Here is a 26,934-nt window from a genome sequence, read left to right on the forward strand (position 1 = left end):
GCAGAGGACCGGTTCAGCGGGGGGCGCGGTGGACCGCCGTCCCGGCGCGCTCGGCGAGGATGGCCAGGCGCCGCAGCGACTCCCGGTTGCGGCGGTCGAGGACGACGTCCCGCAGCGCCTTGGGCACGAGGGCGGCCGGCCCCTTGGTGGCGTCCTCCTCCATCGTGACCTCGGTGTCGGCACCGTCGGCGCGGCACGTGAGCCGTACCATGCCCTCCCCCGAAGGCCAGGCGCGCACCGTCAGCTCGAGCAGGATCGGGCGCTCGCAGGCCCGGACCGTCGTCGTGTCGTCGATGAGCACCGGCCACGCGCCGACCGAGTGGTGGATGTGGGTGCCCACAGCCGGCCAGCCGTCAGTGACGTCGCGGACGCGGGAGGCCCCGACCACCCACTGGCCGTAGCTCCATCCGTCGGCGAGCACGTCGAAGACGGCTTCGGGTGTGGCGTGGATCGTGCGGGTCGTCGTGCTCATCTGCGCCTCCATGGGAGTTGGATCTTGTTGTGCCACAGCGCTGCCCGGGCAGCATTGGCACCACACGCGCCGTGCACGCCACCGCCCGGATGGGCGGACGCCGACGCGAGGTAGAGGGCCTTGACCGGGGTCTCGGGTCGCCCAGACCCGGCGACCGGGCGGAACACCAGCTGCTGGTGCAGTCCGGCGGTCCCGCCGTTGATCGCGCCGCCGACGAGGTTGCTGTCGCGCGCCTCGAGCTCACGCGGCCCGAGCACGCGGCGGGCGGTGATGCGGTCGCGGAATCCCGGGGCGCGGCTCTCGATGCGCTCTTCGATGCGCTCGACCATCGCTTGGAGATCCGACTCGTCCCAGGTGCCACGCACCTCCCGCAATCCGTTGCGCCCAGCTCCTGCGTCGCCCCGAACCTGCTGGGGCACATGGGTGTAGGCCCACAGTGCCTCGTGGCCCGTCGGCACCCGAGAGGGGTCGGCGACGCCCATCTGGCCGACGAGCAGGAACGGCTTCTCGGGGACCAGCCCCGCGCTCACCTGGCTGCCGGACAGGGTCATGCCGTCGAGTGAGTCCGCGATGTGCACCGTGCCCGGCGCCTGCCCCGGCGCGCCCTCCCACGGGACGGGACCGTCGAGCGCCCAGTCCACCTTGACGGTCGAGGGGTCCCACTCGAAACGGTCCATCCGATGGCGCAGCCGGGTGGGCAGCTGGTCCCACGACACGAGGCCGCCGTAGAGGGCGGGCGCCGACACGTCGGCCACGACGGCGCGCCGCACGGCGATCTCCCGGGACGCGGTGCGCACGGCGACCGCACGACCGTCCTCGACGCGTACGCCCTCGGCCCGCTCTCCCAGGCAGAGCTCGCCCCCACGGGCCTGGAGCCGCCGGACCATCGCGGCCGAGAACTCGCCGGCCCCGCCGCGCGGCACCGGGAAGCCGACGGTCTGACCGAGGAGGACGAGGAGAAGACCCATGGCTGCGGATCCCGGAGCCTCGAGGGCGATGTCGGCATGTGCCGCGTTGCCGGCCACGAGCATCCGGGCCGCCTCGCCGACGAACAGCCGCTCGGTGAGGCTGCGCGCGGGCATCAGCAGCTCCCGCAAGAGCTCCCACCCGCCGGGCCTCATGACCTGCCATCCCAGGCCGGCACCGCCACGGACGGGAGGGAAGGGACTGAGCAGGCACCGGACGAGATCGTCGCCCACCCGGTCCCACGTCTCGCACAGGGCGAGCCAGCTGTCGCCATCACCGGGGGCCTGCTCGTCGAGCCCCGAGGCGGTCGCGCCTCGGTCCCGGTGCAGCACGCCCCAACGCCCGTCGGGGAAGGAATGGCCGACCACGGAGGGCGCCTGGACCCACTCCAGCCCGTGCTTCTCCAGCTCCAGGCCCCGGATGGTCGGCGATCCCGCAGCCAACGGGTAGAAGGAGCTGAAGGTGTCGTGGACGAAGCCGGGCGCCACCGAGCTGTCGCTCCGCACGGCGCCCCCGGGGGTCTCCTGCTCCTCGAGCACCACCACCGACCAGCCGGCGTCCACGAGCAGGTTGGCGGCCACGAGCCCGTTGGGTCCGCTGCCGATGACCACGGCATCCGTCGGCGTCACGATGTCCTCTCGTCCGGTGACCGTGCCGTACCCGCTGGATCGCGCGGTCAATCCCGCGTTGGCGATGCGGACCGTGGGGGCACGTCGTCAGCATGGACCCGCGGCTGTCCCTCCCACATTCGGCGCGCCTGTCGTCCTCGTGACGGGCGCCTCCAGCGGCGTGGGCCTCGCCGTGGCCACGGAGCTGGCACGACGGGGTCGTCAACGGTGCAGGGGTCGTGGCCTACGGCCGCCTCGAGGAGCGGGCCGCGCCGCTCTTCGACGCAGTCCTCGAGACGAACCTGATCGGCTCGGCCAACGTGCTGCGACACGTGCTCCCCCACCTGCGCCGCCAGGGCAGCGGTTCGGTCGTCCTCGTAGGCTCGGTGATCGGCCAGATCGCAGCTTGGCAGGCTGGGCCGGCGTCCACAGCGGGACGCGGCCCGTCGCCAAGGCAGTGGTCGTCCGGAGCGTCACGACGACGCTGCGCGCGTACCCCCGTCCTCGGCACGGGCCAGCTCGTGCGGGATGGCCTCGACGACATGTCGGGCGAGGAAGCCCGGCTGCTCTCGCGCGAGTCGCTCGCCGGCCTTCCCGTGCAGCCACAGTCCCCACATCGCTGCCTGCTCGGGCGACGCACCACGACCCACCAGCCCCGCGACGGCGCCGGCCTTGACATCCCCCGAGCCGGCCGTGGCCAAGGCCGTGGGTCCGGCTTCGGAGCACCACGCCTCGCCGCCGGGAGCCACCACGTAGGAGGTGCCGGTACCGCTGAGCACGACGGCGCCGGTCTGGTCGGCGAGCTCACGGGCCGCGCCGAGCAGGTCCTGCTCGACGTCCTCCTCAGGCCGCTCGAGTGTCGCGGCGAGCTCCGTCGTGTTCGGGGTGAGCACCACCCGACCGTTCAGGTGGCGGACCCCGTCGAGACGACCAGTGAGGTAGGCGGTCCCTAGGGCATCGATGACGAGAGGGACGTCCACCCTCGGGATGATCTGCGACAGAAGGAGATTGGCGCATTCGGGATCCCTGAGCCCGGGGCCGAGGAGCACCACGTCCGCCGATGCCGCGAGCTCGACCACCCGGTCGGCCCCATCCACGGCCAGCTCGCCGTTGTCGAGGATCGGGAGCCCCTCGACGAAGGCCTCGGGAAGGGCCGCGGCGACCGCCGCCGCCGTGTCGCGTGCCGTCGCGACCTGCACCTTGCCGGCCCCGAGGCGCAGGGCGGTCTCTGCGGCGAGCAGGACGGCCCCGGGAGTCTGGCGGGCTCCCCCGACGACCAGTACCGTCCCGCGCTCGGACTTGTCGCCGTCCGTCGAGGGCAGGGGCCTGTTCCGCAGCAGCTCGTGGTCGATGGTGACTGGTTTCTCGGGTGTCATGTCAGGTCGTCCTTCGCTCGTCGTCAGCTGTGCTCGTCGGGGGCTCGTGCGTCTCCTCGACCTCGGACGTCTCGAGGTGCCGGCTGTCCGCGAAGGTCACCAGCTCGAGCGATCCGCCGCCCTCTCGGCGGTACCGCGTCAGGGAGCAGTTGCCGAGCGGCTCGTTCCGGTCGAGGTCGAGCAGGGCGCGCTCGTCCAGCCCCTCGAGCACGAGCCGGAAGCTCATGATCACGGCCTGGTGGGTGAACACCCAGACGCGCTGGTCCGCGTAGAGCTGGCCGAGGTCGCGGACGACATGACGCACGCGCAGCGCGACGTCCGTCCAGCTCTCGCCGCCGGGAGGGCGGTAGTAGAACTTGCCCAGCCGCGCTCGGCGCTCCGCCTCCTCCGGGAGGGTCTCCCGGATGCCGACACCGGTCAGTCCGTCAAGGATGCCGAGGTCGCGCTCGCGGAGCCGTTCGTCGAGCACCGGGTCCAGCTGGGCCGTCGAGGCGACGATGTGCGCGGTGGTGGCGGCCCGAGCGTAGGGAGAGGTGAGGACGACGTCCGGCGGCCGCGCCTCGCTGCGCGCGACGTGCCGGGCGAGCACCCTCGCCTGGTGCTCCCCGCGCTCCGACAGGGGCGTGTCCGGGTCGCGGGTGTCCAGGTCGAGCCGCCCGGCGCCCCGCCGGCGCGCATCCGCGTCCGCCACGTTGCCGACGCTCTCACCGTGGCGCACGAGCACGAGCTCCTCGACCTGCATCCCCGCCGCCCCTCCTGACCGGTCGGTCCGTTCGAGCGACACTCGGCCTCCTTTGCTGATCTGCCGTGCCGGCGTCGCGCCGGCCTCTGGCTAAGGGGTACCCACCGGGGGCCGCCCCAAGCCGCAGCTCGTTGAGGACCGCCGGCGATGGGTACGAGGAACCACGAAGCGGCGGGCGCGCGGCGCCGGCCGCCTCCCCCGTTCGCCGCACCCACTCGAAGGAGCTCACATGTCCACGGACGCCATCGTCCTGCTCAAGGAGGACCACCAGGAGGTCCGCAAGCAGTTCCGTGCCTTCCGGAAGTCCGGACAGACCGCGGTGCAGAAGCAGGGGATCGTCGACACGATCCTGGAGCTGCTCACCGTGCACACCTACATCGAGAACGAGGTCATGTACCCGCGGGTGCGCGAGCTCCTGCCCGACCTCGAGGACGACGTGCTCGAGTCATACGAGGAGCACCACGTCGCGGACGTGCTGTGTGTGGAGCTCGCCGCCATGGACGCCACGGACGAGCGCTTCGACGCCAAGACCACCGTGCTCATGGAGAACGTCGAGCACCACATGGAGGAGGAGGAGCAGGACTGGTTCCCCAAGGTGCGCGAGGGGCTCGGTCGCAAGCAGCTCCAGGAGCTCGGCGAGGAGCTGCTCGACGCCAGGAAGCGAGCTCCACGCCGCCCCGAGCAGCCGAGCGCCATGAAGAAGGCGATCGACGCGGTGGTCTCCTGATGAGCGGCCAGATCCCAGCCGTCCCCATCGAGACGGAGCCCCAGAGCCCCTGCGACTGCGCGAACTGCCCGGACGGCTGCACGTGCGACTCGTGCAGCTGTGACGACTGCACGTGCTCGAACTGCAGCCACTCAGCCTGAGCCGTGCATGACGAGTCCCCGGGTGAATGCACCCGGGGACTCGACAGACCCTGCTCCCTTCGACACCCACCTCCTTCACGTCGTTCGCGCCGTTCGAGCGCCGACCGGGGGCGAGCGCTGCCGGCCCGGCAACCTCGACGGCCTCAGGCTGGGACGACACCCACGGCATACGAAGTCGTGAGGAAGAGCTTCGGCGGGGCCCCACGTGCCACCTCCTCGCGGGACGGCGGTCGGTGGCGACCAGCCTGCCGCGATGACGGCTTCGAACTCCGCGGCGAGCAGCTCCTCGTCGGCGCACACGAGCGCCATGAACTCCTCGTCGACATCCGCACCGCGGAGGTGGCCGTCACGGGCGAGCGGCGTGATCACGGCGGCACCGCTCTCAGCTCGTGATGGCTTGCCGCTCGTCCTGGTGCGCGATCTCGATCTTTCGGGGCTTGGCCCGCTCCGCCACCGGGATCGACAGGGAGAGCACACCGGAGTCGTAGCTGGCCTGGATGCGGTCGGTGTCGAGGCTGTCACCCAGGACGAGCTGCCGGCTGAACACCCCCCTCGGCCGCTCGGCGGCGATGAGGTCGGCGTCGCTCGCCCGGGTCGGGCGCTCGGCTCTGACGGTGACGACGTTCCGTTCGACGTCGAGGTCGATCGAGGACGGGTCGACACCCGGTAGGTCGAGCTCGACACGGAAGGTGTCTCCGTCACGCCAGGCATCCATCGGCATGGCCGACGGGCGGGCGAGGGTTCCGGCCGTTCCGAGGGCCAGCTGGGCCATCCTGTCCAGGTCACGGAAGGGGTCACGGAAGGGGTCGGTGCGCATCAGCATCGTCTTCACCTCCATCGATCTCGGTGATGCTCCAAGGTGGCCATGAGCGCTGGGTGCGATCTATGGCATGCGCTATAGATTTCTTTTAGCACCGATGACATGATCGATGCAAGAGGCCACGACCGGGTTCGCAGAGGAGGTGAGTGCTCGTGCCGAGCGGAACCACTCCGGACGCCGACCGCGGGGTCTACGGCATCTCCGTGGCCGCGGAGCTCGTCGGGATGGAGGCGCAGAGCCTGCGGCTGTACGAGGCACGAGGACTGCTCACACCGGACCGCACGGACGGCGGCACTCGGCGCTACAGCGCCAACGACCTGTTGCGTCTGCGCCGTATCGCCGATCTCATGGCCACCGGTGTCAACCTCACCGGCATCGGGATGCTGCTCGACCTGCAGGACGAGAACCGACGCCTGCGCAGGGAGATCGAGGACGGCGGGGTCCAGGTCGGAGGAGCTGACTGACGCACCTCGCCCGCAGAACCAGCTGCGGCTCGTTCGGTGCTCTCGTCGGTCAGACGATGTCGAGGTCCCGGTCGTCGCCGGTGATGGCCATGACGCGTCGGACCCCTGCCGGCACGTGGTGCAGAGTGAGTCGCCGACCCTCGCCGCGGAACGTCCGGTGCAATGCGGTGAGGGCGCTCAGTCCCGCGGCGTCGCAGAAGGTCACCGCGGAGAGGTCGATGACCAGGTGTTCTCGTGAGTCCAGACGCAGCAGCACGACCCATCGCGTCAGATCGGCAACGGTCGCGATGTCGAGCTCGCCGCAGAGACGCACTCGTGCCGCGCCACCGTCCGATTCGGCGGTATCGAGCCACAGCTGGGTGCGCACATCCGCCTGCAGAACGGACGGCGGGTAGGGCCAGCTGGGGAACATGGGACACGCTGCCTTCGCGAGGCAGAACGCTTGTGATCGACCCCGGGATCGGAATGCGCCGGGAACGACAGTGCCTTGGATGACAGGGTGCGAGGAACTCTCGGTGCTGCCACGATACGCGCCGCCTGACCGTCTCGGGCGAAACTTCCCGAAACGTGACACCCGGCCCGGAACCGCGACCTGTGCCGGATGCCCGCAATGGCTGCTGACCCGTGCCCGCGGTGAACTAGGCTCCGAGCATGAGTCGGGCGGCTGCTCCTCGCAGGCTGACGGCACGGTTCTGGCGGGGGCGGCGGTCCGCCGCCGTGGCCGGGATCGTGTTCGGGATTCTGCTGCTCGGTGCGCTGACAATGGTGCGGCTGGCTCTCTCGGACACCAGCATCACGTCGCTCCAGTCCGACTCCTCGAAACGCGCGCTCATCGGGCTGGGCCTCAACCTCGTCCCGTTCGCGGGCATCGCGTTCCTCTGGTTCATCGGCGTGGTGCGCGACCAGCTGGGCGATGTCGAGGACCGCCTCTTCTCGACCGTCTTCCTCGGCAGCGGACTGCTTTTCCTCGCAATGCTTTTCGTCGGTTCGGTGACCACGGGCACGGTGATGTCGCTCGTCGCCGCGCAGAACCCGAGCGCCGAGCTGTTCGACTACGGCCGCCTGACCACCCAGGGACTCATCTCGGTCTACGCGCTGCGGATGGCCGCGGTCTTCACGCTCTCGGTGAGCACCGTCGGCATGCGGACCGGGGCGCTCCCCCGCTGGGTGGTCTACAGCGGCTACGTCGTCGCGCTGGGGCTGATGGTGGCGGCCGGGGAACACAAGTGGGTGCAGCTGATCTTCCCGGCCTGGGTGCTCATGGTGAGTGTCGTGATCCTGGTGACCTCTCCGGCCGATCGCGACACGGTCACCTAGCGACCCCGCGCTCGTCGCACGGCGGGTCGGCCGTGATGCCGACGACCTGGAGCTGGGTGTCCATCAGGCGAAGCGTGCGCTGCATCTCCGTCGGTCGCAGCGTCCCGACGCCCGTGCCGTACGGGTGGTTGAAGAACACCACGAGCAGCATGAGCACGGCGATGACCACCGTCACGCTGGCCATCATCACCCCCTGCGTGAGCGCCCGTTCCCCGCTGTCGGCGAAGAACAGCATGAAGCCGAAGATGGCGAGGCTGAGCAGGCCTAGCGCGATCCACAGGGGCACAGGAATGATCCCATCGGCGGAGTGCAGGCGGGCGTCGCGCGCCGCCTGCCGCTGGGTCGTCTCGTCCATCCACCGGTCGTATGCCGACTGCTCGGTCGCCGTCCTCGGCTGCACGGACTTGATGGTGAGGAACATGCGGGCACCCCACGGGTTGACCGTGTCCCCGATCGTGCCCGCGTCCACCGCATCCCACTCGGCTCCCGCGACGGACCGCGCGTAGCAGACGAGCTCGCCCGTGAGCCGGCCCGAGACGTCGGCGGGGAGGAACTGGGCGGTCTGGGTCATCTGGGCGACGATCGTGGCCTCGGTCGCCGCTCCTGCCCGCGAGTTGTCGTACGACTGGAACGCCAGGAAGATGATGAAGCCGAGCAGCACCGAGAATCCGGTCGCGAGGACGCCGAAGACCCCTGCAGCGCGGTCGCCGTCACTGAAGTAGCCGCCCACCGGGGCCGTACGACGCACCAACAGCATGGCGGTCACCGTCGCCGCCGTGACGGCGACGACGATGAGCAGTCCCCAGAGGAGGTTCACCGGCGACCGGGCGCGGTCGTGAGATCCATGGGTGAAGTCTGTGGGCTCCCCTGCCTCTCCGTCAGCACATCGGCGCGAAACACCGTGCGGCATGTCGGCATCGACCACTTCTTCTCGAAGTTCCCCGGTGAGTGGTGCGACCACCCCCGCACCTCACGAGCCGTCGGGAGCACCGCCATGTCTGGCCAGCTGCAGCCAGGTCTCGACGACGGTGTCGGGGTTGAGCGACATCGACTCGATGCCCTGGTCGAGCAGCCACTCCGCGAGGTCGGGGTGGTCCGACGGACCCTGCCCGCAGATACCGACGTACTTGCCCCGGTCGCGGCAGGCCTTGATGGCCATGGCGAGCATCTTCTTGACCGCCGGGTCTCGCTCGTCGAACGAGCCGGCGACGAGCGCGCTGTCACGGTCGAGGCCGAGCGTCAGCTGGGTCATGTCRTTCGAGCCGATGGAGAAGCCGTCGAAGTGGTCGAGGAACTCGTCGGCGTTGACGGCGTTGCTCGGGATCTCGCACATCATGACGACCTGCAGGTCGTTGTCGCCGCGGACCAGGCCGTGCGAGGCGAGCAGGTCGATGACGCCCTCACCCTCGGCGACGGTGCGCACGAACGGGATCATGATCTTGACGTTGGTCAGGCCCATCTCGTCCCGGACGAACTTCAACGCTTCGCACTCCATCGCGAAGCACTCGGCGAAGTCGGCCGAGAGATACCGCGCGGCGCCGCGGTAGCCGATCATCGGGTTCTCCTCGTGAGGCTCATAGCGCTCGCCACCGAGCAGGCCTGCGTACTCGTTCGACTTGAAGTCCGACATCCGCACGATGACCGGCTCGGGTGCGAAGGCGGCTGCGATCGTCGCGACGCCCTCGGCGACGCGCTGCACGAAGAACTCCCGCGGGCCGGCATACGCGGCGATGTGCGCCTCGATCTCGGCCTTGAGGGCGGGCTCCTGGTCGTCGAGCTCGAGCAGCGCCTTGGGATGGATCCCGATCTGTCGGTTGATGATGAACTCGAGCCGCGCGAGACCGACGCCCTTGTTGGGCAGCCGGGAGAACTCGAACGCCTGCTCCGGCGTGCCGACGTTCATCATCAGCTTGACCGGCAGCTCGGGCATGTCGTCGAGCTCGGTCTCGGTGACCGTGAACTCACGCAGCCCCTCGTAGACGAAACCGGTGTCGCCTTCGGCGCACGAGACCGTCACGTCCTGTCCGTCGGCGAGAGTCCTTGTGGCAGAGCCACTTCCGACCACGGCCGGGATCCCGAGCTCGCGGGCGATGATCGCCGCGTGGCAGGTGCGTCCCCCTCGGTTGGTGACGATGGCGCTCGCCCGCTTCATGATCGGCTCCCAGTCCGGGTCGGTCATGTCGGCGACGAGGACCTCGCCTGCCTGGAAGTCGTGCATCGCGTCGATGGACTCGAGCACGCGCACCGCGCCCGCGCCGATCTTCTGCCCGATCGCACGGCCCTCCACGATCACGGGCCCGCGCTCGTCCATGCGGAACCGTCGCAGCGTCGAGCCCGTCTGGCGCGACTGCACCGTCTCCGGGCGGGCCTGCAGGATGTAGAGGCCGCCATCAACGCCGTCCTTGCCCCACTCGATGTCCATCGGGCGGCCGTAGTGCTCCTCGATCCGCAGCGCGTGCCGGGCCAGCTCGGTGACGTCCTCGTCGGTGATCGACAGCAGTGGCCGCTGCTCCTCGGGCACCGGTACGAACTCGATGGTGCGCCCCACGCTGGCGTCTTCGGTGTAGACCATCTTCGTCGCCTTGCCGCCCACGCCGCGCTTGAGAATGGCCGGCCGGCCCTCCCGCAGCGCCGGCTTGTAGACGTAGAACTCATCGGGGTTGACGGCACCCTGCACGACCGCCTCGCCGAGCCCGTAGCTGCCCGTGATGAAGACGGCGTCGCGGAAGCCGGACTCGGTGTCCATGGTGAACATGACGCCGGATGCGCCGACGTCCGAGCGGACCATCCGCTGGATGCCGGCCGACAGGGCCACGACGGAGTGGTCGAAGTCGCTGTGCACGCGGTAGGCGATCGCGCGGTCGTTGTAGAGCGAGGCGAAGACGAGCTTGATCGCGTGCAGGATGTTGTCGATGCCGCGCACGTTGAGGAAGGTCTCCTGCTGCCCGGCGAACGACGCGTCCGGCAGGTCCTCCGCGGTCGCGCTCGAGCGCACGGCGAAACTGACGTCGTCGCCGCTGTCGCCGACGAGCTGGTCGTATGCCGTGCGGATGTCGCTCTCGAGGTCGGCCGGGAACGCCTGCTTCTCGACCTGCTCACGGATGCCGGCGCCCACCTCGGCGAGCTTGCGGGTGTCGTCGACGTCGAGGTCGGACAGCATGGCGTTGATGCGGTCGGCGAGGCCGTCCTCGGCGAGGAAACGGCGGTACGCCTGCGCCGTCGTCGCGAAGCCGTCGGGCACCGTCACCCCGGCCTTGGACAGGTGCTGGACCATCTCACCGAGGGAGGCGTTCTTGCCCCCGACCAGCTCCACATCGCCCAGTCCGAGGTCGGCGAACCTCATCACGTTCTCGGTCACAACAGGTCCTTCCGGTAGGTGGTGCGGGTCGTGCGACTCAGGGGTCGTGCGACTCAGGGGTCGGGTGGGGTCGAGTGCTCTGTGGCTGGCCGTCAGCCGTTGCCGAGGCGTCGGCTCTGCATGATGACGGCCGCGATCTCCTCGACGGACATCGCGGAGGAGTTGACGACGGGGACCTTGTGGGCGCGGTACATCGCCTCGGCGCGGCGGAGCTCATAGCTGCACTGCGCGAGGCTCGCGTAGCGCGAGCCCGGGCGGCGTTCGCCGCGCACCTGGCTCAGGCGCGCGGCGGTGGACAGCAGCCCGAAGCACTTGGCGGCATACGGCCGGACGGGCCGCGGGAGGTCGCTCGAGTCGAAGTCCTCCTCGACGAGCGGATAGTTCGCGACCTTGATGCCGTGCTGCAGGGCGAGGTAGATCGACGTCGGCGTCTTGCCGCAGCGCGAGGGCGCGATGAGGATCAGCTGCGCCTGCTCGAGGTTGCGCATGCTCTGGCCGTCGTCGTGCTCCATGGCGTACTCGACAGCCCGCATCCGCGCCTCGTAGCGGCCGAGGTCACCGACGCCGTGCAGGGATCCGACATGGCGGGCGGCGTTGACGTGCAGCACGTGCTCCACCGTGGCCAGGTGCGAGCCGAAGAGGTCGATGAAGGCGCAGCTCGTCGTCTGCAGCTCGGCCCGGATCTCCTCGTCCGAGACGGTGGAGAAGACGAGCGGCGTCACCGCCTCGGTCATGGCCGCATCGAGCTCGGCGACGACCTCAGATGCCCGCGCCACGCTCGTGATGAACGGGATCTTGCGCCGCGTGAAGCTGACCGTCGGGAACTGCTGGAGCATCATGTTGCCGAGCGTCTCCGCAGAGATGCCGGTGCCACCGGCGAGGAAGAAGGCCGGGGTGGGCAGGGGGGAGGACGCGGGCGTCGTCGTTGAGGCCACGAGAGGAACTGTGGCACACCGTGACACACGACTCGTGCTGCGCACGCCACCGATGTGACCCACGACTCAGTGGACTTCCAGCGGTCGAGACCGGCGCGGTCCCCGCCGCACTCGCGACACGGATGCGGAGCCGGCGCAGTCTCGGGATGGGGATGCGGTAGCCCACTGCGACGGCGGCACTGCGGGCTGACGAGACGCAGCAACTGAACCTCTGAAACCCCACAGCCCGAGCAGAAGCCGCGGCGACGTCCTGTCATGCCGGTGGGCGGCGTGAGTGTCAGGCAGGGTGTCGGACCGCGTGACGGACGTAGACCACGCCGTTGTCGAATCGTCGAAGGTCGAGCAGCTCGAGGTCGAGTCGTACACCTCGAGGCAGCGCCGGCTTGCCGCCGCCGACGAGGACCGGGCACAGCAGCAGCACGCACTCGTCGACCAAGCCGTGCCGGAAGGCCTCGGCCGCGATCCCCGCGCCTCCGATGCTCAGGTCCGAGCCGGAGGTCTCCTTGAGCCGTCGTACCGCCTCGGGCTCGAACTGCCGCTCGATCCTCGTGCGCGCGGTCGACACGTCGGTGAGTGAGGTGGAGTAGACGACCTTGTCGGCGTCACGCCAGATCCCGGCGTACTCGCGGACCACCTGTGGCTCGTTCGTCAACCAGTCGTCGCTCTCCCACACGCGCATCGCCTCGTACATGCGTCGCCCGTAGAGCGACGTGCCGATGTGCCGCTCGTGCTCGTTCCAGAACTCGTGCACGGCCCGGTCCGGCACCGACCAGTCGAACGAACCCTTCTCGTCCTCGAGGAAGCCGTCGAGCGAGATGTTGGCCGCGTAGATCAACTTGCCCATGGAGCCCCTCCGCCCAGACGCGGGCAACAACGTGCGACGTGACAGACCCAGTCAACAACATCGACCCCGAGATCGGTGGCCCAGGCAGCTCATGGGCTTCCCGACGAAGCCCACCCCTTCGGCGTCAACCATCGGCCAAACGCCCTGGCGCAGCACCTGATTTGGCGGAAGCGCTGACGGCGTCAAGAGTGCGAGCAAGGCTTGACCTGGGCTCCCCGGTTTGCCGAGGAGTGGCCAGGTCGGCGGTTGACACGTCGACGGCGCGACATGCCATACGGAGTGCGTGATGTCGGAAGGTGGGCCCACGGGCGTCGACACGGGGCGGAGCGATTCCCTGCTCTCCAAGAGCCGCCTGATGATGGTCCTGGAGGCCTTCGCCGCCGCTCCGGCGGACGCGGAGACACCACATCTGGTGATCTCGCAAGCAGTGGCAGCACTGCACGCAGCTGGTGGCGTGGTCGCTCTCGTGAACGGCGACACCGTCGAACCACTGGCCACCCGGGGCTACACCCAGTCGGAGCAGGATGCGTGCGGACCCTTGCGGATCGGCGACCTGTCCCTGCCCCTGACCTGGGCAGCGACGACCGGGGAGCCCGTGTGGCTGACCTCCCAGGCGGAGACCGCACGACAGTTCCCGCGCGTCGTCGAGCTGGTGCCCCGCGACGAGCGGGCGTCTGCGGTGGTCCCGCTGCGAGCCGCAGGATCCCTGCTCGGTGTGCTGGGAATCAGCTGGCTCGAGCCGCACACGTTCAGCCCGTCGGACCGTGAGCTGCTGCTGGCGTTGGCCGACATCTGCGCACTGCATCTGCAGCACTGGCGCCGCCACGAGCACGAAAGCGCCACCGAAGACCCCTCCGCCGCTCGGCCGCGGGCACCGGCGGTCGCGCTGGCGCCGCTCGTGCAGGCGTTGATCGGGTCGGACACCATCGAGGACCTGGCGCGCGCCATCGCCGAGCAAGGCGCCGCGGCCGTCGGTGCCGCGTTCTCCAACACCGCCGTGCTGGTGCCCGGCGCAGCCGGGGACACCGCGCGGCTCTACCACCTGTCCACCTTGGTGCCGCAGGTCGCGCAGCGCTACCAGACCATCCCCGTTGACGGTTCCACGCCTCTCGGCGCGGCCATGTCCGGGCGCGGCGAGGTGTGGCTCAGCGACCTCGCTCAGGTGGGGGCCCAGTTTCCGGCTCTGCTGGCCGACACCGCGGCAGCAGGGCTGGCCGCAACCGCGTCACTGGCAGTCGCCGGCCGAGAAGGCCAGGTGATCGGCGCGCTCGGGCTGGGCTGGGAAGCTCCACAGACCTTCCCGGCGGCGCAGCGCGACGAGCTCCGGATATTTGCCAGGCTCGTCGCAGACGCGCTCGTGCGGGCGCAGCTGCTGGCCACCGAACGCAAAGCGCTGGGGCGGTCCGAGCGGCTGCACCGCATCCTCAGCGCACTGGTCGCCTCTGCCTCGCTCAGCGACGTCACGGAAGCTGTGTTCCTCTACGGCACCGCCCCGTATGACGCGGCTGCCGCACGGCTGGCGCTCGTCGACGAACAGCACTCCGACGCGCTCGTCACCATCGCCGCGGTCGGGCTGCCGGACGAGGTCGAAGCCCTCTGGCATCCCGCCCCGGGCTCGACACCCTCGCCGCTGTCCGACGCACGCGTCAGCGTGACCACGGTCTATCTGCCCGCCCTGACCGACAGGGCCGTACCCGACCAGGACGCACGCGCTGCGCTGGCACGAGCCGGCTTGCGGTGCTGGCTCGGTGTGCCCCTGCGCAGCGGGTCGCACACGCTCGGGGCCCTCGTGCTGGCCTTCTCGGAGGAGAACGCGCTCGGACCCACCGACCTGACGGCGCTGTCCGACCTGGGCGCCGCGCTCTCGGAGGCCATCAGCCGCGCCGTCGAACGCGACAGCGACCACAACCTGGCAGTGCTGGTGCAGCGAAGTCTTTTGGCCGAGCCCCTGCCCGACCTCTCCGGAGTGCAGGTCAGCGCGCGGTACCTTCCCGCTGACGCCCGCTACGGCATCGGCGGCGACTGGTACGACGCCATGCCGCTTGCCGACGGCAGGACCCTGCTCATGATCGGGGACGTCGCCGGTCATGACGCCCGTGCGGCTGTGGCCATGGGCCAGATCCGCGCTGCAGCCCGTGCGTTGGCCCCCACCCACGAGCCGGCCAGGCTGCTCGAGGCGCTGGACCGGTTCGTCACAGCCACATCCGGCCAGACGATGGTGACGGCTGCCGCCGTACTCCTGGACCCCCGACGCGGCAGCCTGACCTACTCGCTCGCGGGCCATCCACCCCCGCTGCTGCGGGAACCCGGCTCGACCGCCACTCCCCTGGACCGCGTGGACCCACCCTTGGGCATGTTGGTCGCCACCCGCGCGCAACACACCGTTGCGCTGGTGCCGGGCAGCACCTTGGTCCTCTACACCGACGGACTCGTCGAGCGTCGCGGCGAGCCCCTCGACGCCGGACTGCAACGCCTCGCGGCCGCCGTCGACGACAGCCCCGCGGCCACTGCCGACCACCTGTGCGCCACCGTGCTCAACAGGTGCTTGCGCAACCTGCCGCGCCGGGACGACACGGCCGTCATCTGCGCCGTCATCGATCCTCTCGAGCCACCGAACTGACGGTCCTTTCCTGCGAGGCTTGTCAGGCCACCCTCGCAACCTCCGGGATGCGCGGCCTGCGTCACGGCCGGTATTGCCTTCGGGTTGAGGGCGGCGTCAACCCAACATCAACCTCGGCGCCGACGACGCGGAGCGTACGTCCCACGCAGCCTTGAGGCATGGCTCTTACTGACTACCTCATCAACGCGGTCTTCCTCCTCGTCGTGCTGCGCCAGGTCCGGGAACGGCGCCTCGACGCGCGCAGCATCATTGCCCCGATGGCCCTCGTGGTCTTCGTCGCCACGCACTACGTCCACTCCATCCCCACCGGCGGTTCCGACCTCGCCCTGGTTCTGACCCTGACCCTGCTCGGCCTGGGCCTGGGTGTCCTGTGCGGCTACGCCACCCACGTCCGGGCCAACCCCGACGGCACGCGGTTCGCCCGGGTCGGCCCCGTCGCGGCGACACTGCTGCTGATCGGCATCAGCGCCCGGCTGGTCTTCGTCTACGCCCTCGAGCACGGCGCCGGACCTGCCATCCGCGACTTCAGCATCGTCCACCAGATCAGCGCCGCAGCCTGGCCGCTCGCCCTGGTCTCGATGGCCTTGTGCGAGGTCACCGCACGGCTGCTCATCGTCCAGATCCGCGGGCAGCGACTCGTGCCGCGACCGGCGACCGCTGTCGCGGTGTCCGGCCCCCACTCCTGACACGCCGACGCTGGCTCTCGCGCACAGGGTCCTTCTCGGGCTCGCTTACGTGGGCCCGAAGAGGTTCCATGGACCTAGGGACACCCACCCCGGACCTCCCCCGGCGCGCGGCCCCAAGGGTCAGCGAGGTGACGACCATGACCACCGACCTAGGCAGGCCGAGCAACAGGGCGGCAGACGCTGAAGCCACTGCGCACGAACGGCTGCGCCACCAGCGTGACCTGCTCCGACCGCTGGGATGGGCTGTCATCGCGGTGGTCACCGCCACCGCGATGACGACCCCGCAGACACCCAACCTGCGCGGGGGCCCGGCCGTCGTGACGTTCGCTCTCGCGGGGTATGCCGCCACCACCGCGATCGCGATCAGCGGCCGGTTCCTCGACCAGCCGCGCGCTGTCCAGGTCGCCGTCATCGCCGTGATGGGCGCGACCGGGGTGGGCCTCGTCGTGCTCCAGCCGCGCGGTGCCACCGGGCTCGCCGTCGGCGCCGCGGTGTGGATGGCGATCACGCGTCTGCCACTCACCCTCGGGGTCGTACTGGCCGTGGCCCTCACCCTGGGGCAGGACGTAGCCGCGTTGCGCGGCGGCGCGACGACCGCAGCAGTGCTCGCCGCCACCCTCCTCAACGCCCTGCTGGGACTGGTCGCCTACGTGGTGAGCGCCGCACGCGCAGCCCAGAACCGGACCGAGCTGCTCCTCGCCCAGCTGGCTGACGCCCAGGACGAGCAGGCGCGCGCCGCGACGCTCGCCGAACGCGGCCGAATCGCCGCTGAGCTCCATGACGTGCTGGCTCACTGCCTTTCCGGTGCCGCGATCCAGCTGCAGGGCGCCCGGGTCCTCGCCGCCCGTGAGTCCGCCGGCGCGCCAGTGCGGGAGGCGATCGAGCGGGCCAGCAATCTGGTCAACGACGGTCTCGTGAACGCCCGCGCGGCCGTCGGGGCGCTACGCGGGGAACCACTGCCCGGCGTGGCCGACCTCGACCGCCTCGTCGCGGGCTTCCGACGCAACTTCGGCGTGCCAGCGTCGCTGACCGTGCAGGGCCGGCCTCACCCCCTGGGCGCCGAAACAGACCTACTCCTGTATCGCGCGGCGCAGGAGGCCCTGACCAACATCGCCCGGTACGCCCCCGGGGTCCCCGCCTTCGTGTCGCTGCACTACCAGAGCGATCGCACCTGTCTCACGGTGCGGAACCAGTCCTCCGGTCCTCACGCGTCTGGCTCGTCGATCCCTGCCCCGCCCGGCCTGGCGACCGTTGGCGGCGGCCACGGACTCGCCGGGCTCAGCGAACGCCTCGAGCCCCTGGGCGGCAGCCTGCACGCCGGGCCTCGCCCGGACGGGTGGCAGGTGGACGTCGAGGTGCCGGCATGACCCTGAACCCGCTGCGGGTCGTCGTCGCCGACGACCAACGTGTCGTACGCGAAGGCTTGGCCATGCTCATCGGCCTCCTTGACGGGATCGAGGTCGTCGCCACCGCCGTCGACGGCCTCGACGCGGTCGAGCAGGCCCTGCTGCACCGGCCCGACGTCGTGGTGATGGACCTGCGAATGCCCGCCCTGGACGGCGCGCAGGCCACCGCCCGAATCCGTTCGGAGCTGCCGCACACCCAAGTGCTCGTCCTGACGACGTATGCCGACGACGACGCCCTGTTCCCGGCGCTTCGGGCCGGTGCGCGTGGCTACCTCACCAAGGACGCCAGCGCGGAAGAGATCGAGCAGGCCCTGTCCGCCCTGGCCCGGGGCCAGACCCACCTCGCCGCGCAGATCCAGCAGCGTCTCGTGGATGTCACCCTCGACGCGAACGCGGCACCCAAGGAAGCCGCCTCGATCGCGGGCTTACCCGACGGGCTCTCCCCCCGCGAGGCCGAAGTGCTCGCCCTCATTGCTGCCGGCCTGTCCAACACCGACATCGCCCGTGAACTCGTCCTGAGCAACGCCACCATCAAGACCCACGTCAACCACATCTTCGCCAAGATCGGCGCCCGCGACCGCGCGCAAGCCGTTCACTACGCATACGACCGAGGCATCACCTGACGAGACCTTGCTTCCGTTCCGCAACGAGGCGTCCGTCAGCGCCTGGGTTCACAGCGTGCGACAACTGCAAGAGACGTCCAGTTCTCGTGTTGCGGCCGTTCACCAGACGTTGATGCCGGGGGCCGAGATGATGAGGGGGACGCCGCAGGCCCCACCTTCCCTCCCGGAGAGGGGCGAAAAGCGGCGCCGACGCGCCCGGGAGGGCAGCAGTGCCGGCGCGCCAGGGCGCTGCCGTCGAGGACTCCCCCTACCGGATGGCAGCGCCCGCGCCAGCCAGATGCCCACCTCCCGACGCGGGACCTGACCCGTGCACATCCGCGGTGGCAGGACCTGCCGCCGATACCGCACGCACCAGTGAAGACACCCGGCCCCTCCACCCCTCTGAGCCACGGGACTGCTCGGCGTACCGTTTGCCTGAACCGGACCCAATCCCTGGGGAGGCTCGATGCGGTCCTTCACTGATCTAGGCGACCGCCTGGTCGGGCGCTGGAACACCCAGGGATCCCATCCGCTGCTACCGGGCGAAGACATCACGGGCCAGGCGACGTTCGAGTGGCTGGACGGGCACACATTCCTGATCTGGCGCTCGCACTACGACCATCCGCAGATCCCCGACGCCATCTCAGTCATCGGCTCCATCGACGACCAGCTGCTCATGCACTACTTCGACCACCGTGGTGTGCACCGGGTGTACGAGGTTGCCTTCGACAGTGACCAGTGGCGGTACTGGCGCAACGATCCGGGTTTCCAGCAGTCATTCACTGCCGAGTTCGGCGGTGCCGGAGACACCATGACCGGACAGGGGCGGATGAACCGGGACGACGCAGGCTGGGAGGACGACCTGTCCCTCATCTACCAGCGCCGCGCCCCCGGATGACCAGCAGCTGCCTTCGTCGGGACGTGATCATCCCCGCCCGGACCCGGGGCCGAGCCATGCGTCCAGGAAGCCGAGGACTCGCTTCTTCCATGCCTCCGGGGCCGCTTGCAGAGCAGCCGTGTGTCCGGCCCCCGGCACCGTCCAGACCTGCACCGCGTCAGGCGCGGCCCGTTCGAGGAATTCGGCAGCGAGCCGCTCGGTGTCCACCGTCCCGGCGGTGATCAGCAACATCGGGGTCGGGGTACCGTCCGCCTGGGCATCCACCACGGAGTCACTCAGCGGCATCGGCTCGGGGGCATCGCTGAGCAGCCCGGCGACGGCATACGTCCCCCAGTCGATCCCACGCTGGATCTGACCGCGGACGCCTACGCGGCCAGGTATGCCTTGTCGGCAGCCACCCGAGCGGTCGCTCCCTCCGCGACGACAGCCCGCACGCGGGGGTCGTCCCCGGCGGCGCCGATGGCCACCTCGCCTCCCATCGACAGGCCCACGACCGCGATGCGCCCGGTCGCCCCCGGTCGACCGGCGAGGAAGTCCACGCCGGTGGCGACGTCCCGCTCGCCGTACCAGCCGAAGTCCATGGCCCGACCCCCGCTGTTGCCGTGGCCTCGAGGATCCAGCAGGAGCACCCCGTAACCGTGCGACCCCAGCACTCCGGCCTGCGCGAGCACGTCCGTCCGGGTCGACCCCGAACCGGGCAGCAGCACCACCGCAGCCTGGTTGTCACCCGGCACCCACCACGACGCCAGGTCAACTCCGTCGGAGGTGTGCAAGGTCAGCGACTCGTAGCGCAGCCCCACGTCCGAGGGGGTGCGCGTCCCCAGCGCGGAGCGGGCAGGGAAGGAGGCGGCCACGCCCTGGCCCACCGTCCACAGCGCCAGGAACGCAACCATCAGGAATGCCGGCACGGCCAGGACCCACCACCGCCGCCTCATCCGGTGGAGGAGTTGCAAGAGGCACCAACCGGCTGCCGCCACACCGATGACGACGCTGAGCACCCCGAGCCACGCGAGCAGCCCACCTCCTTCCTGGTTCAGGCGGGGCAGTCCGAGGCCACCCCGACCGACACCACGACCAGCGCGATGAGGCAACCCGCTCCCAGACCCACGGCCACGGCTGCTCGATGTCCCGGCGCAGGCGTCGACGCGCCCTCGGACGGGGCACCGTCTTGCGCGAATCGATCGTCGTCCGTCGTGGGCCTCATGCCGTTTGCACCAGCTTGGGTTGGAAGTACCGCTCTGTGCGCACGCGCTCCGCATCGAAACCGTTGGGCTTGGTCACCTTCGTGAGGCGTCGGCGTCTTGGCTTGCCGGCCACCGGCCACCGGCAACCGGCCACCGGTCACCGGTCACCGGTCACGGCGGGAGTTCGTCCTGCCATCCACCGTCGTCCTTCGCGCACGCGATGAGCAGGGCCGAAGGGCCTGCTCATGACAACCCCTTGACAACCTACAACCGTTCGGTTGTAGGTTTGGATCATGGACGCAACGGAAGAGGAACGGGCGGATGCCTGGTTCCACGCCCTGTCCGACCGCACTCGGCGCGACATCCTGCGCCGAGTGCTGGCGGGAGAGCACTCCGTCTCGACGCTCGCGGCGTCCTACGACATGTCGTTCGCCGCGGTGCAGAAGCACGTCGCCGTGCTGGAGAAGGCAGGCCTGCTGACCAAGCGCCGCCAGGGGCGCGAGGCCCTGGCCAGCGGCGACGTGGCAGCGGTGCGGTCGGTGGCAGGAATGCTCGCGGAGCTGGAGTCCCTCTGGCGCGGCCGCATCGCGCGGATCGACGAGCTCATCGCCACGCCGCAGTCCCACCCCCAGCAGACGCCAGCCCCACACCACCCACAGAAGGACTGATCACCATGCCCGTCACCGACGTCTCGCACGACCTCGACACCCGGACCCTGACCATCGTCGCGGACTTCAACGGCCCGCCGAAGCGGATCTGGGAGATCTACGCGGACCCGCGTCAGCTCGAGCGGATCTGGGGACCCCCGACCTACCCCGCCACCTTCGTCGATCACGACCTCGTCCCCGGCGGCCGGATGAACTACTACATGACAAGCCCCGAGGACGAGAGGTTCTACGGCTACTGGGAGGTCGAGACCGTCGACGAGCCCAGCGGCTTCACCTTCGACGACGGCTTCGCGCTCGACGAGGAGTTCACCAAGAACCCCGACCTGCCCGTCGGCAAGAACGTCTTCTCCTTCGCAGAGCACGACGGAGGCACCCGTGCCACCTACGTGAGCACCTACGCCACCGCCGAGGCCCTGCAGAAGGTCCTCGACATGGGTGTCGTGGAGGGCGCCTCCTCGGCGATCAACCAGATCGACGACCTCGTCGCCACCTGACCGAACAACGGTCGGGCCCGCGGCCAAGCGCAGCACCGCGCGTCACGCCCCCGACGTAGGGTCCGAGGGTGGAACCGGGACAGCCGAGTCGAACTGCAGTCTTTGTCTGTCAGGGCCGCGCGGTGGCCGACGGACGAGTAGGGGTAGGGCAGTTCGCTGACCCCGTGGCGGAGCGGTTGTTGTCCGAGGCCGAGCTGGTACCGGTACGGCTGGCGCGCCGCGGCGTGCTACCGGAAGACGGTCGCGAGCGGATGGCGGTCCATTCGGTCAACGCGTGTGCCGTCGTGATGGCACCGCGCACCGTGCTCATCGACTCCGCGATCCGAAAGACGCTCGAGCAGAGCGGGGACTGGCAGGTCGTCCTCCTCGGGGCCGGACTCGACGCTCGGCCGTGGCGCCTGCCGGCGTTGCGCGGGATTCCGGTGTTCTCGGTGGATCACCCGGCGTCCCAGGCTGACCTGCGCCGTCGTGCGGAGAACCTTCCTCCCCCGGTGTGCGACCTGCGGTTCGTGGCCGTAGACCTGGCCCAGCAGTCGCTCGGCTCGCTGCTGGCCGCCGCCGGGCACGACCCGCTCCTGCCCACCGCATGGGTCTGGGAGGGAGTCATCCCCTACCTCCGGCGCCCGCAGGTCACGGCCACACTCGACGAGGTCACCGGCATCTCTGCCGCTGGGAGCATCCTCGTGGCCCAGTACCAGTCGCGCTCTCTGACGGCACAGGTTGGGCGGCGGCTCGCCGGCCTGGCCTCCCGACTGAGTGGCACGCCTTCACCGCTTGCCGGCGAACCCTGGAGGTCGCTGTGGTCCGAGGGACAGATCGCCACGCTCCTGCGCGATCGGGGCTGGGTGGTTCTCAGCGACGTCAGTCTGCTCGAGAGCACGACTCGGCTGGGCATCCCGCACGGCAGCGCAAGGTCACTCGCAAACGGTCGGATCGCCGTTGCTCGAGTCGTAGCCCGATCGAGCTGACAGCATCGAGATCGGGGGCTCCCAAAGTCAGGGGCCCTGAGAGTGGATGAGTCGGCCGATACGCCGGGGATTCCAGTAGCGGTTGCAGCCGTGCTGCGGTTGGCGCCCCACGCGTCTGAACGGCGCAAACGCATGTTGGCGACGTCGACCCCGATGCCTCGGCGCGACGGTTCTCGACTTTTGCGGACCTTTGCGGACTAGATCGGGACCTCGATGACTTGCTGCGCCAAGTCGCGTCAGCGCCTCGACGCGTAGCACTCCCCCAACCGAGTCCTGCCTCCCGGGCGAGGCCATCGGGGCGGTCGCGCCGCACGCGGCCACGAAGGTACTCACGTGCCACTGCTCATTCGAGGAATCGTCCGGTCGCGGTTTCAGGGTCGAAGACGTCCTGTCTTGCCGATGGTCGGACGATGCGATCCTGCCGATGAGGCTTGGAGGTCGTCGAGGGAGAGCGGGAAGGAGATTCGGTGCTGTATGCCTCTGTGGGCGCCTGTGCGCTCGGGGGCCCCCTAGGGTCCCAGCTGTGCGTTTAGGCCGTAGTGCGGCGTTTGTGCGCCTGTATGGGGTTTCTGTACCCGACGCTCTTGTGAGCGGGCCTCCCCCCGGTCTCCTGACGGAATGGCGGAGGGGCCCCCCGGGCCTATTGGCATGGCATGTTTGCCTGTCAGTGTTTGATTTCTGAGGCCATCAGGGCTTCAACACGCTCGCTCAAGTTGCCCGGTCGGCGGGGGCCCGCCCAGTTCTCTGATCCGCCGGTAACGCTGGCGTTGAACGCTCGGGTGGGAGGCCGCTCTCCGCGCGCCGGGTCTGGTGGCATGACGAGCATGGTGCGGTTGAGGTAGGAGACCTGCTCGAGCTCAACATCGGGATAGTCGGAGAGGAGTTCGCGAAGGGCAAGCAGCCGCGAGTCCGGGAAGGACTCGCCAAGGATCACTCCGGTCAAGGCCGACCGAATGTCGAGGTGAAACGGCAAAGCGGATCCGTCAACGCGCACTAGCCGGTACTCGCTCTCGGAAGCCCAGTCTTGATGCTTTTCGAAGAAGATGGATCGATGCTGTCGCTTGATGAGCGCAACCGCCACGGCGTCGGCGCCGAACTCTCGTATCTGGGGGATGACGACGGGGCCAATGTTGCTCGGATACAGGGGCGTGTAGTTGACGGACCCGTGGAAGACCTGAGCGTCGCCTTGGGCAGAGGCGTGCAAGGCCTCAACGACAGCATCCCGGTCGAACCGGAGGCAGACCCCCGTGTGTCCCGCGCCGTAGTGAGCCCATAACGACAGATGTGACCATCCGCGGAAAGCGTCGCGAGGCCCCGGAAAAGACTCGGGCATAACGTAGTCGTTGGTGAGGCAGGCGACCTTGGCGTTAGCGCGAATGTGGTAGTCGAGTAGTTTACATATCTGGTTGGGGACCTCCACGGGCGTGTCCTCGTTGCCCGTGCCCCACGCAAGGGGATGGTAGTTGGGTCGGGACTCCCACAGGTCGTTCGTGCGATCCAGAGGTGAGAGCCGGAGCTTGCCAGTGGCGAGGATGCCGAAGAGGGCGGCGTCGGCATTCGTATAGTGGAAAAGGTGTTGCGTCGGCGCGCCTAGCGCCACGGCCCGCCCGATTCCGGCCAACATTTCGACATCCTGGGTCACGTAGTCATCCAAGCAGGCACGGCATTCTGCTTGGGTGTTCGCCACCGGGCTGGTACGCACGGTCGAGACGGTAGACGACGAGGACGGACGCCTCTCCGCGCAGGGATGGCGTTGAGCGCAGCGTCGAGCCCCGGGCGGGCAGCGCGGGGGTCATAGCCGCTAGGGCCACGCGCTCGAAGTGACCCGCGAAGGTCCAACCCTTGGCGCTAACAAGTGCTCGCGTCTTGAGCCTCTGTGCTTCCGGAAAGGCGGCGGAGTCGTCCTTGCGGGCCCTGCTTTGACGGGAATACGTGATAGCGCGGGGCGCGACGGTCGGCATGTGCAAAAGGTACGCGCCCGGTCGTCTGCGGAACCCCACTCAGTCGGTGAAGTCCGCGCGGGCCTCGGCGAGGGACACCTCTCGACGCGCCCAGGTGACCGTCTGCTGATGCAGGGTCGCGGGTCCGTATGCCGCATCCTCGACGGGAATGCCGAGTGCCGATAGGTAGTCCATCAGCAGCGCCCGATCGAACCGCTCCCGCTCGAGTCGCGCTGAGTACCGCTGGGTCTGCTCGAACGGGAATGGAACCCCGCTCTCGTGCCATTCCCACCGACCGTCCGTTGCCGTCGCAGACAGCGACCGCACGTACATCAGGGGAGGCTCGCCCTCGGGGCCGAAAACCTCCAGCTGGGTCGCCGAGTGGCCGGGTCCGTAACGGGGAACATGCTGGGCCACCACGCATGTAACGCCCAATGCGCGCGCGACCGCGGGCCCAGGCGCCGAAGGGTCCCCACCATTGAGGAAGTTGTTCACAACCGCTGTCCATGGACCTGCCTGCGCCGTCATCATCCGAGTGCACGGCGCCTCGAACGGTAGGAGGGCTTCAAGAGCAAGGGGCAATCCGGGTCCCAGGCCCGTCGACACCACCGGACCAGGCAAAGCCTGGACGACTCTGGCCTCCGGCGCCCGCAAGTACTGGACCGAAAGGCCCAGTGGGCAGGCGTCCCCACCGAACATGACTGTCATGAGCACACGATATGGCGCGCTCGGCCTCGGCGGGCATGCGCGCTTATCAGCGTGAGGCACTTACCGGATATGCCGCGCGGAGGACGTCCGCCCATGTGAGGCATCGGCGTACATCAGGTCAGGTCGCCGCCGAAGATCAGCGCCGGGCCACCGTTCTTTTCCACCTCGCGCTCGAGCGAGAGGCCGATCTTGAGTGCCACTCGTTGAGAGGCGACATTGTCCGGACGAATGATGGCGATCAGATGCTCAACACCGGAGTCCCTTGCAGCATCCCGCACTGCCGAGGCCGCTTCCGCGGCATACCCCTGACGGCGCAGTTCGGCCCGCACGTGCCACCCGGCCTCGACGTGCCAGGTGTCCTCGACTTCCTGCATGGTGAGGCCGCAGTCTCCGACAAAGGTGCCGGCATGGGTCTCGATGATCCAGAGTCCGAAGCCCCGCTCGTCGTAGTTGCGCAGGTTCCATTCGACCCAGCCGCTCGGACCGCGTGTCCCGCCGATGTCGAGCATGGCAACGTTGGACACGTCATCCCCGGTCATCTCACGGAACCTAAGTCGCGGGGTAGGGGCGGGCAGCATGTCGGAAGCCTAGGGAACGTCCGCAACTGCCGCTAATCGGTGGTGTCGACGGGCGGTCGTGCCGATGACAGGACGTGCACCGCGCTATGCCGCCGGTGGCATAGCGATCTGCGATCCTCACATCATGCCCGTAAGCACACAAGCCCCCGTGGCCCCAGACCGGCTGGTTGTTCCGATGTTTGCCGCGCTGCGGTACCTCCTCAGCGGCGGGATGCTCGTGGCTGCTGTCCTCGCGGGCTTAATGAGTGCATCCGCCGCCACCGACCCAGAAAACGCCCCCGGCAGTGTGCCGCTGGGGCTGTTCTCGCTCTTCTTCCTCTACCTGGCATGGCGTGCGTGGACCGCCGGAGCCGTCATAACCGCCGACGAAGTCACCTTTCGTGGAGCCTGGCGCTCCACCGCTGTCCAGCGCAGCGCGTTCGTCGACGTGCGGGTCGGGCCGCTGGTCGCATCCGGGGGGCGCCGATTTCTCAATGGTCAATCTCTCATGACACATGAGGTCGTCGTACAGGTCCAAGATGCCGCTGCACCGCTGCGCTTAGGCCCTGTCGGCTTTGCCTTCGCCTCCGAGGAAGGCGCAGCCCAGTTCGTGTCGCGACTGCGGCCCGGGATTCAGTCTCCTCCGACATCCAAGTAGCGCCGCAAACGCAGTGCGCCACGTCTTCGCGCCTTCCTCAGGGACGCGCTGTCCTGCCGCAGATCGTGCGAGCGATCGTGCCGGTGAGCGGATGCCAGGCAAGCCGGAAAGGCAAGCGGCCTAGAAGTCGTGCGGCCCAATGTTCAGTGCGGAGAGCATCGCCTGACGTGCTTCTTCGGGGAGCCATTCGACGGTGTAGTCCCCGCGGTGTGCATCATCCTGGTCCCACGAGAAGGTTCCCGACTGCATGTCGCGGACGACTGTCCATGGGGGGTAATCCTCGTCCAGCAACTCGCGATGTCCGTCGGCCCAAACCACGATGAGCCAGACCCACCACTGCCGGCGGCGCGAGAAGCTGAGAGGTGCCCAGAACGTGCTGACCGTCGTCGCCACATGGCCAGCGACCTGACCGTCGCGGCGTAGAACGGCCAGCCCGCCGCGAAACGGGTCAAGAGCAGGGTCGGGCTCGGGATGCCTCAGCATGCCGGCCATGATTGCAGTCTGGGCGGCTACGCTCGCCCGACCATGCCGCGAGGGGCGTATCACGCGGTGCACGGGCCATGGGACGATTCGGGCGTGAATGGCGGCGAGCCGATCGACCAGGAGTCCCCAGCCGCGCCTCGAACATGGGATTCGACCATCGGCCCCGACGGAATCGGTTACCTGATCGAGGCTGCGCCCTCTGGGGTCATTGGCTGGCAGTACGACCAGGCTTTGAACTTCGACTACGGCCTTCTCGTTTCGATCGCTGGCGCGCTCTGGAACCTCGGCGGCAG

30 protein-coding genes and 1 pseudogene are annotated in these 26,934 nt (G+C 69.2%); 14 read left to right on the plus strand and 17 right to left on the minus strand.

What is annotated here, in order from left to right; genetic code table 11:
- Nucleotides 1-13: 13 nt before the first annotated feature.
- Entirely contained in the window at nucleotides 14-472 is a 459-nt protein-coding gene (locus AB4030_RS06420) for an SRPBCC family protein (RefSeq protein ID WP_442278369.1), read from the minus strand.
- A complete protein-coding gene (locus AB4030_RS06425) occupies nucleotides 469-2,067 on the minus strand; it encodes a phytoene desaturase family protein (RefSeq protein ID WP_442278370.1) in 1,599 nt (532 codons plus the stop codon). The genes AB4030_RS06420 and AB4030_RS06425 overlap by 4 nt, the downstream gene beginning before the upstream one ends.
- A gap of 203 nt (nucleotides 2,068-2,270) precedes the next feature.
- Between AB4030_RS06425 and AB4030_RS06430 the strand changes: the two are divergent.
- A pseudogene (locus AB4030_RS06430) lies at nucleotides 2,271-2,438 on the plus strand (SDR family NAD(P)-dependent oxidoreductase); the annotation flags it as partial.
- Between the two features lie 81 nt (nucleotides 2,439-2,519).
- On the opposite strand, the gene AB4030_RS06435 reads toward AB4030_RS06430, so the two are convergent.
- Together AB4030_RS06435 and AB4030_RS06440 are read right to left on the minus strand one after the other, a co-directional pair.
- Nucleotides 2,520-3,422, minus strand: a complete 903-nt coding sequence (locus tag AB4030_RS06435) for an NAD(P)H-hydrate dehydratase (protein WP_442278371.1) — start codon at nucleotides 3,420-3,422, stop codon at nucleotides 2,520-2,522.
- A gap of 1 nt (nucleotide 3,423) precedes the next feature.
- Complete coding sequence (locus AB4030_RS06440; protein WP_442278372.1) at nucleotides 3,424-4,206, minus strand: histidine phosphatase family protein; 783 nt, start codon at nucleotides 4,204-4,206, stop codon at nucleotides 3,424-3,426.
- A gap of 187 nt (nucleotides 4,207-4,393) precedes the next feature.
- Between AB4030_RS06440 and AB4030_RS06445 the strand changes: the two genes are divergently transcribed.
- Entirely contained in the window at nucleotides 4,394-4,891 is a 498-nt protein-coding gene (locus tag AB4030_RS06445; RefSeq protein ID WP_442278373.1) for a hemerythrin domain-containing protein, read from the plus strand.
- Nucleotides 4,892-5,106: 215 nt separating this feature from the next.
- Here AB4030_RS06445 and AB4030_RS06450 read toward each other — a convergent pair whose 3' ends face one another.
- Together AB4030_RS06450 and AB4030_RS06455 are read right to left on the minus strand one after the other, a co-directional pair.
- A complete protein-coding gene (locus AB4030_RS06450) occupies nucleotides 5,107-5,400 on the minus strand; it encodes a hypothetical protein (protein ID WP_442278374.1) in 294 nt (97 codons plus the stop codon).
- A gap of 13 nt (nucleotides 5,401-5,413) precedes the next feature.
- Nucleotides 5,414-5,854, minus strand: a complete 441-nt coding sequence (locus AB4030_RS06455; RefSeq protein WP_442278375.1) for an Hsp20/alpha crystallin family protein — start codon at nucleotides 5,852-5,854, stop codon at nucleotides 5,414-5,416.
- A 149-nt stretch (nucleotides 5,855-6,003) separates the two neighbouring features.
- Between AB4030_RS06455 and AB4030_RS06460 the strand changes: the two genes are divergently transcribed.
- Nucleotides 6,004-6,315 carry a MerR family transcriptional regulator gene (locus AB4030_RS06460; protein ID WP_442278376.1) on the plus strand — a complete coding sequence of 104 codons (312 nt, stop codon included), beginning with the start codon at nucleotides 6,004-6,006 and terminating at the stop codon, nucleotides 6,313-6,315.
- Nucleotides 6,316-6,364: 49 nt separating this feature from the next.
- On the opposite strand, the gene AB4030_RS06465 is transcribed toward AB4030_RS06460, so the two are convergent.
- Nucleotides 6,365-6,727, minus strand: coding sequence for an STAS domain-containing protein (locus AB4030_RS06465; protein ID WP_442278377.1), 363 nt, complete (start codon nucleotides 6,725-6,727; stop codon nucleotides 6,365-6,367).
- A gap of 239 nt (nucleotides 6,728-6,966) precedes the next feature.
- Here AB4030_RS06465 and AB4030_RS06470 point away from each other — a divergent pair, with 239 nt between their 5' ends.
- Complete coding sequence (locus AB4030_RS06470; RefSeq protein WP_442278378.1) at nucleotides 6,967-7,632, plus strand: hypothetical protein; 666 nt, start codon at nucleotides 6,967-6,969, stop codon at nucleotides 7,630-7,632.
- On the opposite strand, the gene AB4030_RS06475 is transcribed toward AB4030_RS06470, so the two are convergent.
- From AB4030_RS06475 to AB4030_RS06490, 4 genes are all read right to left on the minus strand, one after another.
- Entirely contained in the window at nucleotides 7,625-8,449 is an 825-nt protein-coding gene (locus AB4030_RS06475) for a bestrophin-like domain (RefSeq protein WP_442278379.1), read from the minus strand. The two genes, AB4030_RS06470 and AB4030_RS06475, sit on opposite strands and share 8 nt — an antisense overlap.
- 153 nt (nucleotides 8,450-8,602) lie before the next feature.
- Nucleotides 8,603-10,975 carry a phosphoenolpyruvate synthase gene (gene ppsA, locus AB4030_RS06480; RefSeq protein WP_442278400.1) on the minus strand — a complete coding sequence of 791 codons (2,373 nt, stop codon included), beginning with the start codon at nucleotides 10,973-10,975 and terminating at the stop codon, nucleotides 8,603-8,605.
- 107 nt (nucleotides 10,976-11,082) lie between these two features.
- Nucleotides 11,083-11,925, minus strand: coding sequence for a pyruvate, water dikinase regulatory protein (locus tag AB4030_RS06485; protein WP_442278380.1), 843 nt, complete (start codon nucleotides 11,923-11,925; stop codon nucleotides 11,083-11,085).
- 277 nt (nucleotides 11,926-12,202) lie between these two features.
- Nucleotides 12,203-12,769, minus strand: coding sequence for a dihydrofolate reductase family protein (locus AB4030_RS06490; protein ID WP_442278381.1), 567 nt, complete (start codon nucleotides 12,767-12,769; stop codon nucleotides 12,203-12,205).
- Nucleotides 12,770-13,055: 286 nt separating this feature from the next.
- Between AB4030_RS06490 and AB4030_RS06495 the strand changes: the two genes are divergently transcribed.
- The 5 genes from AB4030_RS06495 to AB4030_RS06515 all read left to right on the plus strand — a co-directional run bounded on the left by AB4030_RS06495 (nucleotide 13,056) and on the right by AB4030_RS06515 (nucleotide 18,981).
- Nucleotides 13,056-15,389 (plus strand): GAF domain-containing SpoIIE family protein phosphatase, encoded by a 2,334-nt coding sequence (locus AB4030_RS06495; protein WP_442278382.1) that lies wholly within the window; start codon nucleotides 13,056-13,058, stop codon nucleotides 15,387-15,389.
- A gap of 158 nt (nucleotides 15,390-15,547) precedes the next feature.
- Nucleotides 15,548-16,075 (plus strand): hypothetical protein, encoded by a 528-nt coding sequence (locus AB4030_RS06500; protein ID WP_442278383.1) that lies wholly within the window; start codon nucleotides 15,548-15,550, stop codon nucleotides 16,073-16,075.
- A 137-nt stretch (nucleotides 16,076-16,212) separates the two neighbouring features.
- On the plus strand, nucleotides 16,213-17,442 hold the full coding sequence (locus AB4030_RS06505; RefSeq protein WP_442278384.1) for a sensor histidine kinase: 1,230 nt from the start codon (nucleotides 16,213-16,215) through the stop codon (nucleotides 17,440-17,442).
- Entirely contained in the window at nucleotides 17,439-18,104 is a 666-nt protein-coding gene (locus AB4030_RS06510; RefSeq protein ID WP_442278385.1) for a response regulator transcription factor, read from the plus strand. Before AB4030_RS06505 ends, AB4030_RS06510 begins: the two co-directional genes overlap by 4 nt.
- A gap of 445 nt (nucleotides 18,105-18,549) precedes the next feature.
- The gene (locus AB4030_RS06515) at nucleotides 18,550-18,981 is read left to right on the plus strand and encodes a hypothetical protein (RefSeq protein ID WP_442278386.1); all 432 of its coding nucleotides are present in this window, start codon (nucleotides 18,550-18,552) and stop codon (nucleotides 18,979-18,981) included.
- Between the two features lie 27 nt (nucleotides 18,982-19,008).
- Here the strand turns inward: AB4030_RS06515 and AB4030_RS06520 are convergent, their stop codons facing one another.
- Together AB4030_RS06520 and AB4030_RS06525 are read right to left on the minus strand one after the other, a co-directional pair.
- The gene (locus AB4030_RS06520; RefSeq protein WP_442278387.1) at nucleotides 19,009-19,212 is read right to left on the minus strand and encodes a hypothetical protein; all 204 of its coding nucleotides are present in this window, start codon (nucleotides 19,210-19,212) and stop codon (nucleotides 19,009-19,011) included.
- A gap of 134 nt (nucleotides 19,213-19,346) precedes the next feature.
- Nucleotides 19,347-19,889: an alpha/beta hydrolase gene (locus AB4030_RS06525; protein WP_442278388.1), complete on the minus strand. Its 543-nt coding sequence runs from the start codon at nucleotides 19,887-19,889 to the stop codon at nucleotides 19,347-19,349.
- A 569-nt stretch (nucleotides 19,890-20,458) separates the two neighbouring features.
- Between AB4030_RS06525 and AB4030_RS06530 the strand changes: the two genes are divergently transcribed.
- From AB4030_RS06530 to AB4030_RS06540, 3 genes are all read left to right on the plus strand, one after another.
- Nucleotides 20,459-20,833, plus strand: a complete 375-nt coding sequence (locus tag AB4030_RS06530) for an ArsR/SmtB family transcription factor (RefSeq protein ID WP_442278389.1) — start codon at nucleotides 20,459-20,461, stop codon at nucleotides 20,831-20,833.
- Nucleotides 20,834-20,838: 5 nt separating this feature from the next.
- On the plus strand, nucleotides 20,839-21,327 hold the full coding sequence (locus AB4030_RS06535) for an SRPBCC family protein (protein WP_442278390.1): 489 nt from the start codon (nucleotides 20,839-20,841) through the stop codon (nucleotides 21,325-21,327).
- 68 nt (nucleotides 21,328-21,395) lie between these two features.
- The gene (locus AB4030_RS06540; RefSeq protein ID WP_442278391.1) at nucleotides 21,396-22,295 is read left to right on the plus strand and encodes a class I SAM-dependent methyltransferase; all 900 of its coding nucleotides are present in this window, start codon (nucleotides 21,396-21,398) and stop codon (nucleotides 22,293-22,295) included.
- A 664-nt stretch (nucleotides 22,296-22,959) separates the two neighbouring features.
- Here AB4030_RS06540 and AB4030_RS06545 read toward each other — a convergent pair.
- The 3 genes from AB4030_RS06545 to AB4030_RS06555 form a co-directional block, all read right to left on the minus strand.
- A complete protein-coding gene (locus tag AB4030_RS06545; RefSeq protein ID WP_442278392.1) occupies nucleotides 22,960-23,949 on the minus strand; it encodes a DUF2971 domain-containing protein in 990 nt (329 codons plus the stop codon).
- Between the two features lie 346 nt (nucleotides 23,950-24,295).
- Nucleotides 24,296-24,568 carry a hypothetical protein gene (locus tag AB4030_RS06550; RefSeq protein WP_442278393.1) on the minus strand — a complete coding sequence of 91 codons (273 nt, stop codon included), beginning with the start codon at nucleotides 24,566-24,568 and terminating at the stop codon, nucleotides 24,296-24,298.
- A 488-nt stretch (nucleotides 24,569-25,056) separates the two neighbouring features.
- Nucleotides 25,057-25,482 carry a GNAT family N-acetyltransferase gene (locus AB4030_RS06555; protein WP_442278394.1) on the minus strand — a complete coding sequence of 142 codons (426 nt, stop codon included), beginning with the start codon at nucleotides 25,480-25,482 and terminating at the stop codon, nucleotides 25,057-25,059.
- 214 nt (nucleotides 25,483-25,696) lie between these two features.
- On the opposite strand from AB4030_RS06555, the gene AB4030_RS06560 reads away from it, so the two are divergent.
- A complete protein-coding gene (locus AB4030_RS06560) occupies nucleotides 25,697-26,158 on the plus strand; it encodes a hypothetical protein (RefSeq protein ID WP_442278395.1) in 462 nt (153 codons plus the stop codon).
- 120 nt (nucleotides 26,159-26,278) lie between these two features.
- On the opposite strand, the gene AB4030_RS06565 is transcribed toward AB4030_RS06560, so the two are convergent.
- Nucleotides 26,279-26,650, minus strand: coding sequence for a hypothetical protein (locus AB4030_RS06565; RefSeq protein WP_442278396.1), 372 nt, complete (start codon nucleotides 26,648-26,650; stop codon nucleotides 26,279-26,281).
- A gap of 84 nt (nucleotides 26,651-26,734) precedes the next feature.
- On the opposite strand from AB4030_RS06565, the gene AB4030_RS06570 reads away from it, so the two are divergent.
- Nucleotides 26,735-26,934, plus strand: a 200-nt coding sequence (locus AB4030_RS06570; protein WP_442278397.1) for a hypothetical protein, incomplete at its 3' end; no start/stop codon positions are given.

Origin of the sequence: Terrabacter sp. 2YAF2 (genome assembly GCF_052114705.1) — a bacterium.
Classification (GTDB): Bacteria; Actinomycetota; Actinomycetes; order Actinomycetales; family Dermatophilaceae; genus Terrabacter.